The organism is Streptomyces sp. NPDC050619 (assembly GCF_040654815.1).
In the GTDB taxonomy this organism is placed as follows: domain Bacteria; phylum Actinomycetota; class Actinomycetes; order Streptomycetales; family Streptomycetaceae; genus Streptomyces.
In genome coordinates this window covers 12,074-27,930 of the sequence record NZ_JBFAIR010000058.1, presented here as the reverse complement: position 1 = coordinate 27,930, position 15,857 = coordinate 12,074, and the positions used below count along the sequence as shown (strand labels likewise).

Sequence of the window (15,857 nt, the reverse complement as noted above, 5' to 3'; positions counted from 1 at the left end):
TCGTTGGCTACTCGCGAGTACATAGGGAGAACTCTGCCCGGGCGGGGGCGCCGCGTCGAGAGGGCTCGCGCTTGGACATTCGGACCGGTCTTGTTGGACTTTTCGAGCTCCGGCGGTCGACCGTCGCCCAAATGTCAGCAGGTCATCCGATCAAAGGGCCCAACTCGCGTGCCGTCGGACCCCATTGACACGTCGAAGGGGCCGACCAATCATCAGGCCTCCGATGAATGGGAGTCGCTCATGAGCAAACGACTGAGACTGGAACGACTGAGACTGGTCGGCGTCCTGGCGGTGCTGATGCTGCTCCTGGCACCGATTCCGGCCTTCGCGCGGCAGGAGCAGGGGCCGCCTGTCACCGTGCCCGCCCTGTCCGACTGGACACCCGCATCCGGCAGTTACGTCTACCGGCCCGGCGCCCGCCTCGTGGCGGACGGCCCGGCCGAACGACGGGTCGCCGACACCCTGGCCGGCGATCTGCGGGCGGCGGGGCACGGCACGGTCCCGGTCGTGACGAGCGGCGCCCGCAGTGGTGACATCGTTATCGACGTACGGCCGTCCCGGGCGGAGCTCGGCGCTGAGGGCTACGAACTGCGGGCCGGCGCCCGCCTGTCGGTGACCGGCGCGAGCGAGACCGGCGCCTTCTACGGCACCCGGACCCTCCTCCAGCTCCTCGCGCAGGGCGACCGGATCCCCGCCGGACGCACCGTCGACGTGCCGCGCTACCGGGAGCGGGGCGTCGGCGTCTGCGCCTGCTACGTCCACATCTCCCTGCCCTGGCTGGAGAACCTGGTCCGCGAGATGGCGTACCACAAGCTCAACCAGCTGCTCCTCGAACTGAAGGTGAAGAGCGACGCCCACCCCGAGGCCAACACCTGGGGCTACTACACCAAGGACGAGATCCGCCGCCTCGTCGCGCTCGGCGAGCGGTACCACGTCGAGATCATCCCCGAGATCAACTCCCCGGGACACATGGACCCGTGGATAGAGAACCGCCCCGATCTCCAGCTGACCGACTCCGACGGCGCCAGGCAGCCCTCGCGCCTCGACATCACCCAGCCGGCCGCCTTCGACTACTACACCAGCCTGATCGACGAGTATGCCCAGGTCTTCACCGCCGGCTCCTGGCACATGGGGGCCGACGAGTACATGCTCGGCTCCGACTTCGCCAAGTACCCGCAGGTCCTGCGGTACGCCCAGGAGAAGTACGGCCCGGACGCCACACCTCAGGACGCGTTCATCGACTTCGTCAACCGCGTCCACGCCTATGCGGCGGCCAAGGGCAAGAAGCTGCGCATCTGGAACGACGGGCTCACCGGCGCCAACACCGTGCCGGTCGCGGCGGGCACGACGGTCGAGCACTGGCTGAACGTGGCGACGAAACCGAGCCAGCTCCTCGCCCAGGGCTACCCCTTGATGAACGCGGCCTACTCGCTGTACCTCGTCCGAGGCGGCTTCCACAGCGACACCAAGGCGCTGTACGACCAGAGTTGGGACCCGCGCGGCTTCGAGGGCGAGAAGCTGGCCTCCCGCGACGGCATCACCGGCGCGAAGATCAGCCTCTGGCCCGACAACGGCCGCGGCGAGACCGAGAACGAGGTCTCGGCCGAGCTGTGGCCCGCGCTGCGGCACATCGCCCAGGCCACCTGGGGCGCTCCGCACCCCGACGCCACCTACGCCGAGTTCACCGCACGCGGCACGGCCGTGGGGCACGCGCCGGACTGGCGGGACCTGACCCGGGTGCCGGTGGCGGACGGGACGTACACCTTCAAGACGGACGGCTCGTCGTTCGAAGCGGAGGTGGGGCACACAGCGGACGGCTACGCGACCCTGCGGACCGCCGACGGCTGCCTGGAGGTACGCGGCGGCAAGCTCACGCTCAACGTGCCGCTCCAGCCGGGCGTCGAGGTGACCGGGCAGACCTGTGACGCCGAGAACACCTTGCAGCGCTGGGAGTTGGTGCCCGCCACGGGCGGCGGCTACCGGCTCGTCAACGCCATCACCCAGATGACGGTGAGCCTGGACGACGGCCGGCTCGTGCAGTACCCGCCGGACCGGCGCCCGCCGGTCGTCTGGCACCTGACCTGAGGAGAGTGCCCTCGCATGACTGTCTCCAGACGACTCTTCGTCACCGCCGCCACCGCGCTCGCCGTGACCGGCATCCCGGCGCCGCCGGCGTCCGCCGCACCGGAAGACCCGCGTAGCCGTATCCCCGTCTCGCCCGACGACTCCGAGGCCGAGCTGGTCCGCAAGGCCTCCCAGGTGCGGCCCACCGCACGGCAGATCGCCTGGCAGCGCCTGGAGCGGACCGCGTTCCTGCACTTCGGCGTGAACACCTTCACCGGCCTGGAGTGGGGCACCGGCGACGAGGACCCGGACGTGTTCCAGCCGGTCGGCCTCGACACCGACCAGTGGGCCAGGGCCTTGCGCGACGGCGGCTTCAAGCTCGCCATCCTCACCGTCAAGCACCACGACGGCTTCGTGCTCTACCCGTCCCGCTACACGGACCACTCGGTCGCGTCGAGCAGTTGGCGCGACGGACAGGGCGACGTACTGCGCTCCTTCGCCGACTCCATGCGCCGGTACGGCATCAAGGTCGGCGTCTACATCTCACCCGCCGACGAGAACCAGTACCTGCACGGGGTGTACGCCAACGGCAGCGCACGCGCCACGCACACCATCCCCACCCTCGTCGACGGAGACGACCGCACACCGCTGCGGTCGTACACCCTCCAGGCCACCGACTACGGCGCCCACATGCTCAACCAGCTCTACGAGGTCCTCACCGAGTACGGGACGGTCGACGAGGTGTGGTTCGACGGCGCCCAGGGGCACATCCCGCCGGACAAGGTGGAGAACTACGACTGGGACAGCTGGTACACGCTCGTGCGGACCCTCGCCCCGGACGCGTCGATCGCCGTGACCGGGCCCGACGTGCGCTGGGTCGGCAACGAGGGCGGGCTGGCGCGCGAGGACGAGTGGAGCGTCATCCCGGTCAAGGAGAACCAGTACGGACGCACGGACTGGGCCCTGTCCTACGACACCCCCGACGAGGGCGGTCGCGCCGCGCTCGTCAAGGCGCAGCCGGTCACGGACTACCTGCAATGGTGGCCCGCCGAGTGCGATGTCTCCATCCGCGACGGCTGATTCTACCACGCGGAACAGCAACCCAAGTCCGTCGACGCGTTGACGGACATCTACTTCGGCTCGGTCGGTCGCAACGCCGTCCTGCTCCTCAACGTCCCGCCGGACACGGAGGGCCTGCTGCACGCCACCGACGTGACCCGGCTGCGCGAGTTCCGCGAGCGGATCGAGCGGGAGCTGCCGGAGGACCTGGCGCGCACCGGGCGTACGACCACCGCACCCGGGCGCGTCACCGTCGACCTCGGCACGGAACGGGAGGCCGACCGGGTCCGGCTGGCGGAGGACATCGGGCACGGCCAGCAGGTCGAGGCCTTCGTGGTCGAGGCCTTCCGTGACGGCGCGTGGGGAGAGGTCGCCCGGGCCGGGACGATGGGCGCGAGCCGGATCCTGCTGCTGCCCGCTGCGGTGCGGGCGCGGCGGTGGCGGGTTCGGGTGACAGGGGCCCGGGATGCCGTACGGATCGCGGAGTTCGGGCTGTACCGTTCGCGGGTCTGAGTGGCTTCGGCTTCAGCGCAGGTGGCGCTCGAAGAACGCCATGGTGGTGTCCATCGAGCGCTGCCACTGCGGATAGAAGGTGTGGCCCTCGCCGGAGTAGGTGCGCAGCTGGACGTCCTTGCCCGCCTTCTCGAACGCGGCCACGGTCTGCCGGGTCCAGGCGATGGGGCAGGTGTCGTCCTCGGTGCCGTGGTGGATGAGCAGCGGCTCGGTCACCCGGTCCACGTACGTGATCGGCGAGGCCTCCCGCCAGAAGGCCGGGTTCTCCTCCGGGGTACCGTGCTCGGCCTCGATCTCGGCGACGATCGGGTCCCCCTCGGGGCGCTGGAACTGGTCGATGTTCTCCTCCGGTCGCGAGCTGACCGGTGCGAAGGCGACGGCGGCGTCGAACAGGCCCGGGGCGACCACCAGCGTGTTGTAGACGACACCGCCGCCCATCGACCGGCCCAGCAGTCCGAGGCGGTCGCCGTCGATCTCCGGCCGCCCGGACGACCGCAGGGCCTTCGCCGCCGCGATGACGTCCTCGGTGTAGCCGAGGCGGAGGTTGACGTCGTTGTCGGGGTCCTTGTCCGACCGGGCGTGGTTGCGGTAGTCGGTGTGCAGGACCACGTAGCCGTTGCGGGCCAGGAGATCCTGTTCGCGGGCCAGGCCCCGGCCGGTGGTGTAGACGGCGGGGTCGATGTAGCCGTGGGCCAGCACCAGTGCCGGGAAGGGGCCCTTGCCGGCCGGGATGTTCATGAGGCCCGAGATGGTCAGCCCGTTCGCCTCGTACGTCACCTGGTAGCTGGTGTAGGCGGAGGTGCGGGTGATCACGGCGCCGAGTTCGAGGCCGGAACCGGTGTGCTCGCGCTGGATCAGGCCCGGGATCGACACCGGGTCGGCCGGTGTGCGGGTGGGGGAGGGCGTCGCGGTGGGGGCCTGGCTCGCGGTGCGGGTCGAGGCGGGCGGGCTGCTGCGCGCGGCATCGTCGCCGTCGCCGTCTCCGGTGCAGCCCGTCGCGGCCACCAGCACCAGTGCGACGGCGACGCAGGCCGTACTCCATGACCGCATACCGTCATTGTGCCCCGAGCGGAGGCGACCGGCGCCCGTACCCGCGCTTTCAAGTCCTCCGCGTTCACGCCCCCCCGTGCGCGCCGGCGGCGCCCCCCCGCCTCGGTCGGACCGCGCCGCCCGGGTGGACGAAGAACTGTCTATCGGCCCCGGCGCAGGCGCGGCGACAGCACCGAGGGCGTTCCGAACCGGACCGCGACGCCCGGTGAGTAGAGCACGCTGACCGGCGCCCCTGCCAGGTGCGGCAGGCCGGCGGCGGTGACCAGACCGTCGTCCAGGTGGAGCAGTTCGGCCCGGCGCAGCGGCCACGGCGCGTGCTCGTTCGGCAGGTGCACCGTGCGGCCGTACCACGACACATGCAGACCCCAGCGGGCGGTCAGGAACCGTTCCAGCCGCGTGGGTTGTGCGACCGGCTCGCCTGTTCTCACCACGGCGCGGCTCTCCGGGCCCCGGGTCGCGCCGCGCCGTCGCCGGCAGCTGTAGGTGATCACCTCGCGGTCGCGGCGCATGCGCATCGTCGACCACGTGTAGGGCAGCCGGACGCCGAGCCGGCCCGCCAGTACGGGGAGCAGGCGGGCCGCGTCCAGGGACCGGAACACCACGGCGCGCCGGCCCTGGTCGTCCACCGAGTACAGCCGTACGTTCGTCTCGCAGAACGTGCCGAGATAGGGCAGCCCCGGTCCCGGCCCCAGGCCCACGCCGCGCATCAGGAACGGGACCAGCCCGACGTAGGTGACCCCGTCCAGAGTGTCCGGGCGGGTGCCGGGCGGCAGCAGCCCCGCCACCCGTTCCGGCTCCACCGGCCAGTGCAGGAAGGTCAGTTCGTACCAGCCCTGCACCAGGGTGGGCCGCCGCACGGGTCGTGGCGTGGACAGGGTGATCGGCTCGATCTCCATACCGCAGCGTCCCACGTGATCAAGAAATGGAGTCGTGGTCGAGTTGTGAGCGCAGCCACTCCTCGACCTCCCCCACGTGCGCGGCCGCCGCCGCCCGCGCCGCCTCCGGGTCGCGGGCGACCAGCGCGCGGTGGATCGCGGCGTGTTCGCGGCGGGTGCGGGCGAAGGCGCCCTCCTCCTGGTAGCCGCGCCAGACGCGGGCGCGGAAAGTGCGGGAGGACAGGCCGTCCAGGATCGCGGCCATGGTCTCGTTGCCGGCGGCCGTCGAGATCTCGCGGTGGAAGGCCAGGTCGTGGGCGAGGATCACCTCAGGATCCTCCGTGGCGTTCATCGCCGTCAGATGCTTCTCCACCTCGGCGAGCTGGTCCGGGGTGATCCGCGCGGCGGCCAGCGCGGTCGCCGTCGACTCCAGGACCCGACGCACCTCCAGCAGTTCCACCAGGCGCGGGCCGCGCGAAAGGTCGGCCACCACGCCGAAGGTCTCCAGCAGATCGCCGGCCTCCAGCTGCGTCACATAGATGCCCGAGCCGTGCCGGGCCTCCAGCACGCCCAGGACCGTGAGCGCGCGGATCGCCTCGCGCATCGAGCTGCGGGAGATGCCCAGCTGGACGGCCAGCTCGCGCTCGGTGGGCAGGCGCTCGCCCGGCTCCAGCCGGCCCTCGCCGATCATCGCCTTGATCCGGTCGATGGCGCGCTGCGTCACGGTGCCTTTCTGCGGGGCTGTCTCGTCGTCCACGCCATTCCTCCACTCACCAGGTGCGCCGCAGTCTAATCACCAAGGTGGTCGGACCACTACGGCTAAAAGTCGGGGAAATGTGCCTCGGAGGGTGTTCTTCCGGGGGAGTGGTCTGATAAGTATGCGGACATCTGCTCGAACACGCTCAACGAGGAGCCACCAGATGCCCGGCAGGACAGTGGGGAACCGGAACAGGTTTCGGATCATCGGTGCGGTGGCCGCGGCCGCCAGCGCCTCGCTCGTGCTCGCCGCGTGCGGCAGCACCAAGGACTCCGCCGGCTCGGAAGGCGGCGGGGGAGGCGACGGGACCGGCAAGGTCGGCGTGATCCTGCCGCTGCTCACCTCGCCGTTCTGGCAGTCGTACAACGACTACGTGCCCAAGATGGCGAAGACCGAAGGCGTCGACGCGCTCAAGACGGTCAACTCCAACAGTGACCCCTCGCAGCAGATCACCGACATCAACACCCAGCTCAACCAAGGGGTGAAGGGTCTGGTCGTCGCCCCGCTGGACAGCGCCGCCATCGAGGCCGGCCTCGACCAGGCCGAGCGCAAGGGCGTGCCGGTGGTCGCGGTCGACGTGGCACCGGACAAGGGCAAGGTCGCCATGGTGGTACGCGCCAACAACGTGGCTTACGGCGAGAAGGCCTGCCAGTACCTCGGCGAACAGATTCCCTCGGGCAAGGTCGTGCAGATCATGGGCGACCTCGCCTCGGTCAACGGCCGCGAGCGCTCGGAGGCCTTCCGCTCCTGCGTGAAGAAGAGCTTCCCGAAGCTCAAGGTGCTGGAGATCCCCGCCAAGTGGGAGTCCGACACCGCGGCCTCCAAGCTCGACACCCTCCTCAATGCCAATCCCGACATCAAGGGCATCTACATGCAGGCGGGCGGCGTCTACCTCGCGCCGACCGTGCAGACCCTCAAGTCGAAGGGCATGCTGAAGAAGGCCGGGCAGCCGGGCCACATCACGATCATCTCCAACGACGGCATCCCGCAGGAGTTCGACGCCATCCGCAAGGGCGAGATCGACGCCACCGTCTCCCAGCCGGCCGACGCCTACGCCAAGTACGGCATGTACTACATCAAGGCCGCGATGCAGGGAAAGACCTTCAAGCCCGGCCCGACCGACCACAACTCGACGATCGTCAAGCTGCCCAGCGGCATCCTCGAGGACCAGCTGCCCGCGCCCCTGGTCACCAAGGACAACGTCGACGACTCCGAGCTGTGGGGCAACACGGTCAAATGAGCACCCCCCTGGTTGAAGCACGGGGCATCGTCAAGCGCTACGGCCCCACCACCGCCCTCGCCGACGGGCAGCTCACCGTCCTGCCCGGCGAGTCCCACGCCCTCGTCGGCCGCAACGGCGCCGGCAAGTCCACCCTCGTCACCCTTCTCACCGGCCTTCAGGCACCCGACGAGGGCACGATCCGCTTCGACGGCGAGGCCGCGCCCCCGCTCGGCGACCGGGACGCCTGGCGCCGCAAGGTCGCCTGCGTCTACCAGAAACCCACGGTCGTCCCCGAGCTGACGGTCGCCGAGAACCTGTTCATCAACCGCCAGCCGCTCAAGAACCGGTTCATCAGCTGGCGTCGGCTCAAGGCCCAGGCCGCCGAACTCCTCGACGCCTGGGACGTGCACGTCGACCCTCAGGCGCGTACCGCCGACCTCAAGGTCGAGGACCGTCAAATGGTGGAGATCGCCCGGGCGTTGAGCTTCGGCGCCCGCTTCATCGTCCTCGACGAACCCACTGCCCAGCTCGACAACCGCGAGATCGAGCGGCTCTTCACCCGCATGAGCGCCCTCCAGAAGTCCGGGGTCACCTTCCTGTTCATCTCGCACCACCTCCAGGAGGTGTACGAGGTGTGCCAGACCGTCACGGTCCTCCGGGACGCCCGCTGGATCACCACGGCACCCGTCGCCGACCTGCCGAAGGCGGCCCTGGTCGAGGCCATGGCGGGCGAGGTCATCTCCGAACAGGCCCTGCACCACAGGGCCGTTGACGAGGGTGCTCCCGTCCTCCTCGACGTGCACGGCCTCACCTCCGAGTCGTACGAGAACATCGACCTGACCGTGCGCGGCGGCGAGGTCGTCGGGCTCGCCGGATCCAGTGGCAGCGGCAAGATCGCGCTGGCCGAGTCGTTCACCGGACTGCACACGCCGACGAGCGGGACGGCTCGACTGGGCGGAGAACAACTGCCGTTCGGCGATGTACCGGCCGCTCTGCGCGCCGGCGTCGGCTGTGTCCCGCGCGACCGCCACGGCCAGGGCCTGGTCTTCGGCATGACCGTCGGAGACAACGCCACCCTCAGCGTCCTCGACCGGCTCGGCCGCTACGGCTTCGTCGGCACCGACCGCAAACGCGGCTTCGCCACCGAGCTGATCGAGCGCCTCGACATCCACACCGAGGGGCCCGAACAGCCCGTCTCCGACCTGTCCGGCGGCAACGCGCAGAAGGTCGTCATGGCCCGCGCCCTCGCCTCCGACCCGCGCCTGCTGGTCCTGATCAACCCCACCGCGGGCGTCGACGTGAAGTCCAAGGAGTCCCTGCTCGCCCGCGTGGACAGCGCCCGCGAGGACGGCACCGCCGTCCTCGTCGTCTCCGACGAACTCGACGACCTCAGGCGCTGCGACCGCGTCCTCGTCCTCTTCCACGGTCGCGTGGTCGCCGAGCACCCGGCGGGCTGGCGCGACCACGAGCTGATCGCCTCCATCGAAGGAGTGGACCATGGCTGACCTCAAGGCGGCCCCGCCGCTCGCCCGGGTCGGGGCCACCGCCCCGGGCTCGGCCCGGACCGTCCTGGTGCGCCGGGCCCGCGAACTCGCCCTCGTCCCCGCCCTGTTGCTGCTCATGGTGCTCGGCACGGTGGTCAACGACTCGTTCCTCACCGAACGCAACCTGATCTCGATCCTCGGCGCGTCCGCCGCCCTCGCGATGGTGGTGCTGGCCGAGGCGCTGGTGCTCATCACCGGCAAGTTCGACCTGTCCCTGGAATCGGTCGTCGGTATCGCGCCCGCCGTGGGCGCGCTCCTCGTCCTGCCCGTCGCCCAGTCCGGCTGGGGCACCGAGTTCCCGGCCGCGCTCGCCCTGCTCGCGGTCGTCGTCGCCGGCGCGGTGATCGGCGCCTTCAACGGCGTCCTGGTCGTCAAGTTCAAGCTGAACGCGTTCATCGTGACGCTCGCGATGCTGATCGTCCTGCGCGGCCTGCTCGTCGGCGCGACCAAGGGCAAGACGCTGTTCGGCATGCCCGACAGCTTCTACTCGCTGGCGACCACCACCTTCCTGAACGTCCCCATGTCGGTGTGGTTCGCCGCGGTCGCCTTCGCGGTCGCCGGGTTCGTGCTGAAGTACCACCGCGTGGGACGCGCCCTGTACGCCATCGGCGGCAACGCCGACGCGGCCCGCGCGGCCGGTATCCGCGTCGAGCGCGTGATGCTCGGCGTGTTCGTCGTCGCGGGCGCCCTCGCCGCGATCGGCGGCATCATGCAGACCGGCTACGTCGGGGCGATCAGCGCCAACCAGGGCCAGAACATGATCTTCACCGTGTTCGCGGCCGCGGTGATCGGCGGCATCAGCCTCGACGGCGGCAAGGGCACCATGTTCGGCGCCCTCACCGGCGTACTCCTGCTCGGAGTCGTACAGAACCTGCTCACCCTCGCCCAGGTCCCGTCGTTCTGGATCCAGGCCATCTACGGCGGAATCATCCTGGTCGCCCTCATGATCGCCCGTGTGACGACGGGGCGTGCCCAGGACTGACCCGCCTCGTCCCCGTCACCGACCGAAAGGCCCTCTGTGTCCCCGACGCCCGACCGCATCACCGCGGTCGACACCTACGACATCCGTTTCCCCACCTCGCGCGAGCTCGACGGCTCCGACGCGATGAACCCGGACCCCGACTACTCGGCCGCGTACGTCGTGCTGCGGACCGAGGAGAACGGCGGACCGGAGGGGCACGGCTTCACCTTCACCATCGGGCGGGGAAACGAGGTCCAGGTCGCCGCGATCCACGCGCTGCGCCACCATGTGATCGGACGGTCGGTCGACGAACTCTGCGCGAACCCGGGCATCCTGAACCGCGACCTGATCGGCGACAGCCAGCTGCGCTGGCTCGGCCCCGAGAAGGGCGTGATGCACATGGCGATCGGCGCGGTGATGAACGCCGTATGGGACCTGGCGGCCAAGCGCGCCGGGAAACCGCTGTGGCGCCTGCTCGCCGAGGCCGACCCCGAGTGGCTGGTCGCCCAGATCGACTTCCGCTACCTCACGGACGCGCTCACGCCCGAGGAGGCGCTGGAGCTCCTGCGGCGTGGCAGGCAGGGCGCCGCCGAGCGCACCGCGGACCTGCTCGAGAGGGGCTTCCCCGCCTACACCACCTCCCCGGGCTGGCTCGGCTACAGCGACGAGAAGCTCACCCGGCTCGCCGCCGAGGCCGTGGCCGACGGCTTCCGGCAGATCAAGCTCAAGGTGGGAGCCGACCTCGACGACGACATCCGGCGTTGCCGTGTCGCCCGCTCGGTCGTCGGCCCCGGCATCCGCATGGCGATCGACGCCAACCAGCGCTGGGACGTCGACGAGGCGATCCGCTGGACCAAGGCCCTCGCCGAGTTCGACCCGTACTGGATCGAGGAGCCCACCAGTCCCGACGACGTCCTCGGCCACGCGGCGATCCGCCAGGCCGTGGCCCCCGTCAAGGTCGCCACCGGCGAGCACGTCCACAACAGGGTCGTCTTCAAGCAGCTCCTCCAGGCCGGCGCCGTCGATGTCGTCCAGATCGACGCGGCCCGGGTCGCCGGCGTCAACGAGAACCTCGCCGTCCTCCTGCTGGCGGCCAAGTTCGGCGTGCCCGTGTGCCCGCACGCGGGCGGTGTCGGCCTGTGCGAACTCGTCCAGCACCTCTCGATGTTCGACTACGTGGCGCTCTCCGGCACCACCGAGGACCGTGTCATCGAGTACGTCGACCATCTGCACGACCACTTCCTCGACCCCGTGGTGATCCGCGAGGGTCACTACACGGCACCCACCGCGCCGGGCTTCTCGGCCGCCATGCGGCCCGAGTCCATCGCGCGGTACAGCTTCCCCGACGGCGCCTTCTGGGCGGCCGATCCCGAAACCCAGAACTCGCACAAGAAGGGACAGGCGGCATGAGCGACTTCGAGGGCCTGAAGGCCCTGGTGACGGGCGGCGCCTCCGGCATCGGCCGGGCCACCGCGGAACTGCTTGCCGCGCGCGGCGCCCAGGTCGCCGTTCTCGACCTGGACCCGTCGACCGTGGAGAAGCCGCTGCTCGGCTACCGGGCCGACGTCACCGACGACGCCTCCGTACGCGAGGCCGTGGCGGCCGCCGTCGCCGACCTCGGCGGACTGGACGTCGTGGTCAACAACGCGGGCATCGGCGCCCAGGGCACCGTCGAGGACAACGGCGACGAGGAGTGGCACCGCGTCCTGGACGTCAACGTCGTCGGCATGGTCCGTGTCGCCCGCGCCGCGCTGCCCCACCTGCGCCGATCCGCACACGCGGCGATCGTCAACACGTCGTCCATCGCGGCCACGGCGGGCCTGCCGCAGCGGGTGCTGTACAGCGCGACCAAGGGCGCCGTGTACTCCCTCACCCTCGCGATGGCCGCCGACCACGTCCGCGAGGGCATCCGCGTCAACTGCGTGAACCCGGGTACGGCGGACACTCCGTGGATCGGCCGCCTGCTGTCCAAGGCCCCCGACCCGGCCGCCGAGCGCGCCGCCCTGGAGGCCCGCCAGCCCACCGGCCGCCTGGTCTCGGCCGAGGAAGTCGCGGGCGCCATCGCCTACTTGGCGAGCCCGCTGTCCGGCGCCACGACCGGTACGTCCCTCGCCGTGGACGGCGGTATGCAGGGCCTGCGACTGCGTCCGGTGGGCCAGTGAACCGGCTGGGCCGGAGCGGCGTGGAGGTCAGCGAACTGTCCTTCGGCGCCGCCGCCATCAGCAACCTCTTCACCGAGGTCGGCGAGGAGCAGGCGCACGCGGCCGTGACCGCCGCCTGGCAGCGGGGCGTCCGCTACTTCGACACCGCCCCGCACTACGGCCTCGGCCTGTCCGAACGCCGCCTCGGCGCGGCCCTGCGCGAACACCCCCGCACCCAGTACACGGTCTCGACGAAGGTGGGCCGCCGCCTGGAACCGTGGGACCGAGGCGGCGACGACCTCGCCAACGGCTTCGCGGTCCCGGCCACCCACCACCGCGTGTGGGACTTCAGCGGGGACGGCGTACGACGCAGCCTGGAGGGCAGCCTGGAACGGCTCGGCCTGGACCGCGTGGACGTCGTCTACCTCCACGACCCCGACGACCACGCCGAACAGGCCTTCCGGGAGGGCTATCCGGCCCTGGAGAAGCTGCGCGCGGAGGGGGTGGTCGGCGCGATCGGCGCGGGTATGAACCAGGCGGAGATGCTCACCCGCTTCGTCCGCGACACGGACGTCGACGTGGTGCTGTGCGCCGGCCGCTACACCCTGCTCGACCAGGACGCGCTCACCGAGCTCCTCCCGGCCGCCGCCGCACGCGGCACGTCGGTCGTCGTCGGCGGCGCCTTCAACTCCGGCCTGCTGGCGGACCCGAGGCCGGGAGCGATGTACAACTACGCGCAGGCGCCCGCCGGGGTGCTGGACCGGGCGCTGCGGCTGAAATCCGTCGCCGAGCGCCACGGCACCACCCTGCGGGCCGCCGCTCTCGCCTTCTGCGCCGCCCACCCGGCGGTGGCGAGCGTCCTGGTCGGCGTCCGGTCGGCGCACGAAGTCCAGGACTGTGCCGACCAGTTCGCGGCCCCGATCCCCGCCGCCTTCTGGCGGGAGCTGCGCGACACCGGCCTGGTGCCCGCCGACGCCCCCCTCCCCGCAGAGGAGCCGTCGGAGAAGCCGTCCGGGGAACCGTCGGAGGAGCCGTCATGAGAGTCGCCCTGCACACCAAGGTCCGCGCCGACCGGATCGCCGAGTACGAGGCCGCCCACCGCGAGGTCCCGGTCGAGCTCACCGACGCGATCCGCGCCGCCGGCGCCACCCACTGGACGATCTGGCGCAGCGGCACCGACCTCTTCCACCTCCTGGAGTGCGAGGACTACCCGCGCCTGATCGCCGAGCTGGAGAAACTCCCGGTCAACGTCGCCTGGCAGGCCCGCATGGCCGACCTGCTGGACGTCGTGCACGACTACTCCGGCGAGGGCGCGGACGCCGGCCTGCCCGTCGTATGGGAGCTGCCGTGACCGTGGACGCGCACCACCACGTGTGGGACCTGTCGGTCCGGGACCAGGACTGGATCGGCGCAGACAGCCCGCTCCGGCGGGACTTCACGCTCACGGACCTCGCACCCGAGGCCCGCGCGGCCGGAGTCGACCGCACGGTGCTCGTCCAGACGGTCACAGTGGCCGAGGAGACGCCGGAGTTGCTGACCCTGGCCGCCGAGCACGAGCTGATCGCGGGTGTCGTCGGCTGGAGTGACCTCACCCGCCCCGACGTCGCCGACGAACTGGCCCGGCTGCGGGAACTCCCCGGCGGGCGGTACCTCAAGGGCATCCGGCATCAGGTCCAGGGCGAGCCCGATCCGGAGTGGCTGCTGCGTGCGGACGTACGACGCGGCCTGACCGCCGTCGCCGACGCGGGGCTGGTCTACGACCTGGTCGTCCTGCCCCACCAGCTCCCGGCCTGCGCCAAGGCGGCGGCCTCCCTGCCCGAACTCACCTTCGTCCTCGACCACTTGGGCAAGCCGCCCATCGCCTCCGGCGCGCGCGAACCCTGGACGTCCGACGTCCGCGCCCTCGCCGCGCTCCCGAACACCGTCTGCAAACTCTCCGGCATGGTCACCGAGGCCGCCCCCGCCTCCTGGACCGTCGAGGACCTGCGCCCGTACGCCGACACGGTGCTGGACGCGTTCGGCCCCGACCGGCTGATGTTCGGCTCGGACTGGCCGGTGTGCACGACGGAGGCGACGTACGCCGAAGTGCTGGACCTCGCACGGCAGTTGATCGGAGGGGAGGAACACACCCAGGTCCTCGAGACCACGGCCACCCGGGTCTACGACCTCTGAGCCGCCTGAGTCAGCCGCGTCGGCGGCAGATACTCCCGCACATAGGTCCGCTCCCAGCACGCGCCGGTCTCCCGCAGCTCGCGCCAGGTCGTGTACCGGTAGCGGAAGAGGCGGGCGCGGACATAGCGGGGTGGCGCGTCGGGCGGGAACGGTGAGCGGCGCAGCAGTTTGAGCGTGTCGCGGTCGTTCTCCAGCAGCCGTTCCACCAGCGCGCCGAACCACGACCCGGCGTACGCGGGCGACAGCGCGGCGAACCACATCATCCAGTCGAGGCGCAGATGGTAGGGCGCGAACTGGCGCGGCCAGTGCCGCGGATCACCCGGCTTGCCCTTGAACTCGTACTCCCGCCAGTCGGATTCCTCGCGCGGCACGTCGTCGGCCGTGCCCTCGACCACCACCTCGTACCGGATCCGGCTGACACTGCCGAACGCGCCGTAGGTGTTGACCAGGTGGAGCGGGTCGAAGGAGCGGTTCATGACCTGGCGGCGGGAGATCATGTTGCGGACCGGCTGGTAGCTGAGCCCCACGAGCAGCGCGGCGACCGCGAGGACCACCACCTCGTACCAGAGGGGGGCCTCGGGCACCGACGGCGGATCGCTCGGGAACTCCACCGCCGACAGCGCCAGCACGATGGTGATCCAGTTCAGCCAGGAGAAATTGCCCGAAAGCACCAGCCACAGCTGGGTGACGATCATCAGCGAGGCGGCGGCCGTGGCGACCGGCTGCGGGGTGAACAGCAGCACCGGCACCACGAGTTGGGTGAAGTGGTTCGCGGCCACCTCCGCCCGGTGCAGCGGCTTGGGCAGATGGTGGAAGAACCAGCTGAGCGGCCCCGGCATGGGCTGTGTCTCGTGGTGGTGGTCGAGGCAGGTCAGCTTCCGCCAGCACTCGTCACCGCGCATCTTGATCAGACCCGCGCCGAACTCGACGCGGAACAGGATCCAGCGCGCAAGGAAGAGGACCAAGAGTGGCGGGGGTACCTCGTCGTTGCCCAGGAAGACCGCGAGGAAGCCCACTTCCAGGAGCAGGGACTCCCAGCCGAAGGCGTACCAGGTCTGGCCGACGTTCACGATCGACAGGTACAGCAGCCACGGCACCAGCCACAGCAGCATCCCGCCCCACAGTGGCAGTCGGGAGTCCAGCCCCGCGAGCAGCGCCGCCGACACCGCGCAGCCCGCCCAGGCGCAGGCCGCGAAGAAACGGTCCGAGTAGTGGAGGTGGAAGAGGCTCGGCGCCCGTTTGAACGGCATCCGCTCGACATGGCGGGGGACGGGCAGCATGCCGCGCTCGCCGATCAGCGCACGGAACTGAAGGGCCGCCGTGAGGAACGCGACGAGGTACACGCCGGCCAGAGCCCGCTGGAAGACCAGCCGGCTCATCCAGTACTCGGGGGCGGTGAACCAGTCCACGGCCGTGCTCTCCTGTCTCCATTCTCGCGACTCTCGCGCCGGAACCTTGCGTGACTCTCCGTGTACCTTCCCATCGCAAGCCGTAGACCG

General features: G+C 70.7%; 13 protein-coding genes and 1 pseudogene. 10 read left to right on the top strand and 4 right to left on the bottom strand.

Annotated features, from left to right (window positions below; genetic code table 11):
- Positions 1 to 240 precede the first annotated feature (240 nt).
- Entirely contained in the window at positions 241 to 2,085 is a 1,845-nt protein-coding gene (locus AB0I77_RS49515) for a family 20 glycosylhydrolase (RefSeq protein WP_363289573.1), read from the top strand.
- 15 nt (positions 2,086 to 2,100) lie between these two features.
- A pseudogene (locus AB0I77_RS49510) lies at positions 2,101 to 3,636 on the top strand (alpha-L-fucosidase).
- A 12-nt stretch (positions 3,637 to 3,648) separates the two neighbouring features.
- Here the strand turns inward: AB0I77_RS49510 and AB0I77_RS49505 are convergent.
- The 3 genes from AB0I77_RS49505 to AB0I77_RS49495 all read right to left on the bottom strand — a co-directional run bounded on the left by AB0I77_RS49505 (position 3,649) and on the right by AB0I77_RS49495 (position 6,318).
- A complete protein-coding gene (locus AB0I77_RS49505) occupies positions 3,649 to 4,686 on the bottom strand; it encodes an alpha/beta fold hydrolase (RefSeq protein ID WP_363289572.1) in 1,038 nt (345 codons plus the stop codon).
- 140 nt (positions 4,687 to 4,826) lie between these two features.
- The gene (locus tag AB0I77_RS49500; RefSeq protein WP_363289571.1) at positions 4,827 to 5,582 is read right to left on the bottom strand and encodes a DUF2071 domain-containing protein; all 756 of its coding nucleotides are present in this window, start codon (positions 5,580 to 5,582) and stop codon (positions 4,827 to 4,829) included.
- Positions 5,583 to 5,601: 19 nt separating this feature from the next.
- Positions 5,602 to 6,318: a FadR/GntR family transcriptional regulator gene (locus tag AB0I77_RS49495; protein ID WP_363289570.1), complete on the bottom strand. Its 717-nt coding sequence runs from the start codon at positions 6,316 to 6,318 to the stop codon at positions 5,602 to 5,604.
- A 163-nt stretch (positions 6,319 to 6,481) separates the two neighbouring features.
- Between AB0I77_RS49495 and AB0I77_RS49490 the strand changes: the two genes are divergently transcribed.
- The 8 genes from AB0I77_RS49490 to AB0I77_RS49455 are packed head-to-tail and all read left to right on the top strand — an operon-like array spanning position 6,482 to position 14,358.
- A complete protein-coding gene (locus AB0I77_RS49490) occupies positions 6,482 to 7,558 on the top strand; it encodes a sugar ABC transporter substrate-binding protein (RefSeq protein ID WP_363289569.1) in 1,077 nt (358 codons plus the stop codon).
- Positions 7,555 to 9,045, top strand: a complete 1,491-nt coding sequence (locus tag AB0I77_RS49485) for a sugar ABC transporter ATP-binding protein (protein ID WP_363289568.1) — start codon at positions 7,555 to 7,557, stop codon at positions 9,043 to 9,045. Before AB0I77_RS49490 ends, AB0I77_RS49485 begins: the two co-directional genes overlap by 4 nt.
- Positions 9,038 to 10,066, top strand: a complete 1,029-nt coding sequence (locus AB0I77_RS49480) for an ABC transporter permease (RefSeq protein ID WP_363289567.1) — start codon at positions 9,038 to 9,040, stop codon at positions 10,064 to 10,066. Before AB0I77_RS49485 ends, AB0I77_RS49480 begins: the two co-directional genes overlap by 8 nt.
- 36 nt (positions 10,067 to 10,102) lie before the next feature.
- Positions 10,103 to 11,455: an L-fuconate dehydratase gene (locus AB0I77_RS49475; RefSeq protein WP_363289566.1), complete on the top strand. Its 1,353-nt coding sequence runs from the start codon at positions 10,103 to 10,105 to the stop codon at positions 11,453 to 11,455.
- Positions 11,452 to 12,207 carry an SDR family oxidoreductase gene (locus AB0I77_RS49470; RefSeq protein ID WP_363289565.1) on the top strand — a complete coding sequence of 252 codons (756 nt, stop codon included), beginning with the start codon at positions 11,452 to 11,454 and terminating at the stop codon, positions 12,205 to 12,207. Before AB0I77_RS49475 ends, AB0I77_RS49470 begins: the two co-directional genes overlap by 4 nt.
- Positions 12,204 to 13,226: an aldo/keto reductase gene (locus AB0I77_RS49465; RefSeq protein WP_363289564.1), complete on the top strand. Its 1,023-nt coding sequence runs from the start codon at positions 12,204 to 12,206 to the stop codon at positions 13,224 to 13,226. The genes AB0I77_RS49470 and AB0I77_RS49465 overlap by 4 nt, the downstream gene beginning before the upstream one ends.
- Positions 13,223 to 13,537: an L-rhamnose mutarotase gene (locus tag AB0I77_RS49460; RefSeq protein WP_363289563.1), complete on the top strand. Its 315-nt coding sequence runs from the start codon at positions 13,223 to 13,225 to the stop codon at positions 13,535 to 13,537. Before AB0I77_RS49465 ends, AB0I77_RS49460 begins: the two co-directional genes overlap by 4 nt.
- On the top strand, positions 13,522 to 14,358 hold the full coding sequence (locus AB0I77_RS49455) for an amidohydrolase family protein (RefSeq protein WP_363289562.1): 837 nt from the start codon (positions 13,522 to 13,524) through the stop codon (positions 14,356 to 14,358). Before AB0I77_RS49460 ends, AB0I77_RS49455 begins: the two co-directional genes overlap by 16 nt.
- Here AB0I77_RS49455 and AB0I77_RS49450 read toward each other — a convergent pair.
- Entirely contained in the window at positions 14,346 to 15,767 is a 1,422-nt protein-coding gene (locus AB0I77_RS49450) for a lipase maturation factor family protein (RefSeq protein WP_363289561.1), read from the bottom strand. The two genes, AB0I77_RS49455 and AB0I77_RS49450, sit on opposite strands and share 13 nt — an antisense overlap.
- Between the last annotated feature and the right edge of the window lie 90 nt (positions 15,768 to 15,857).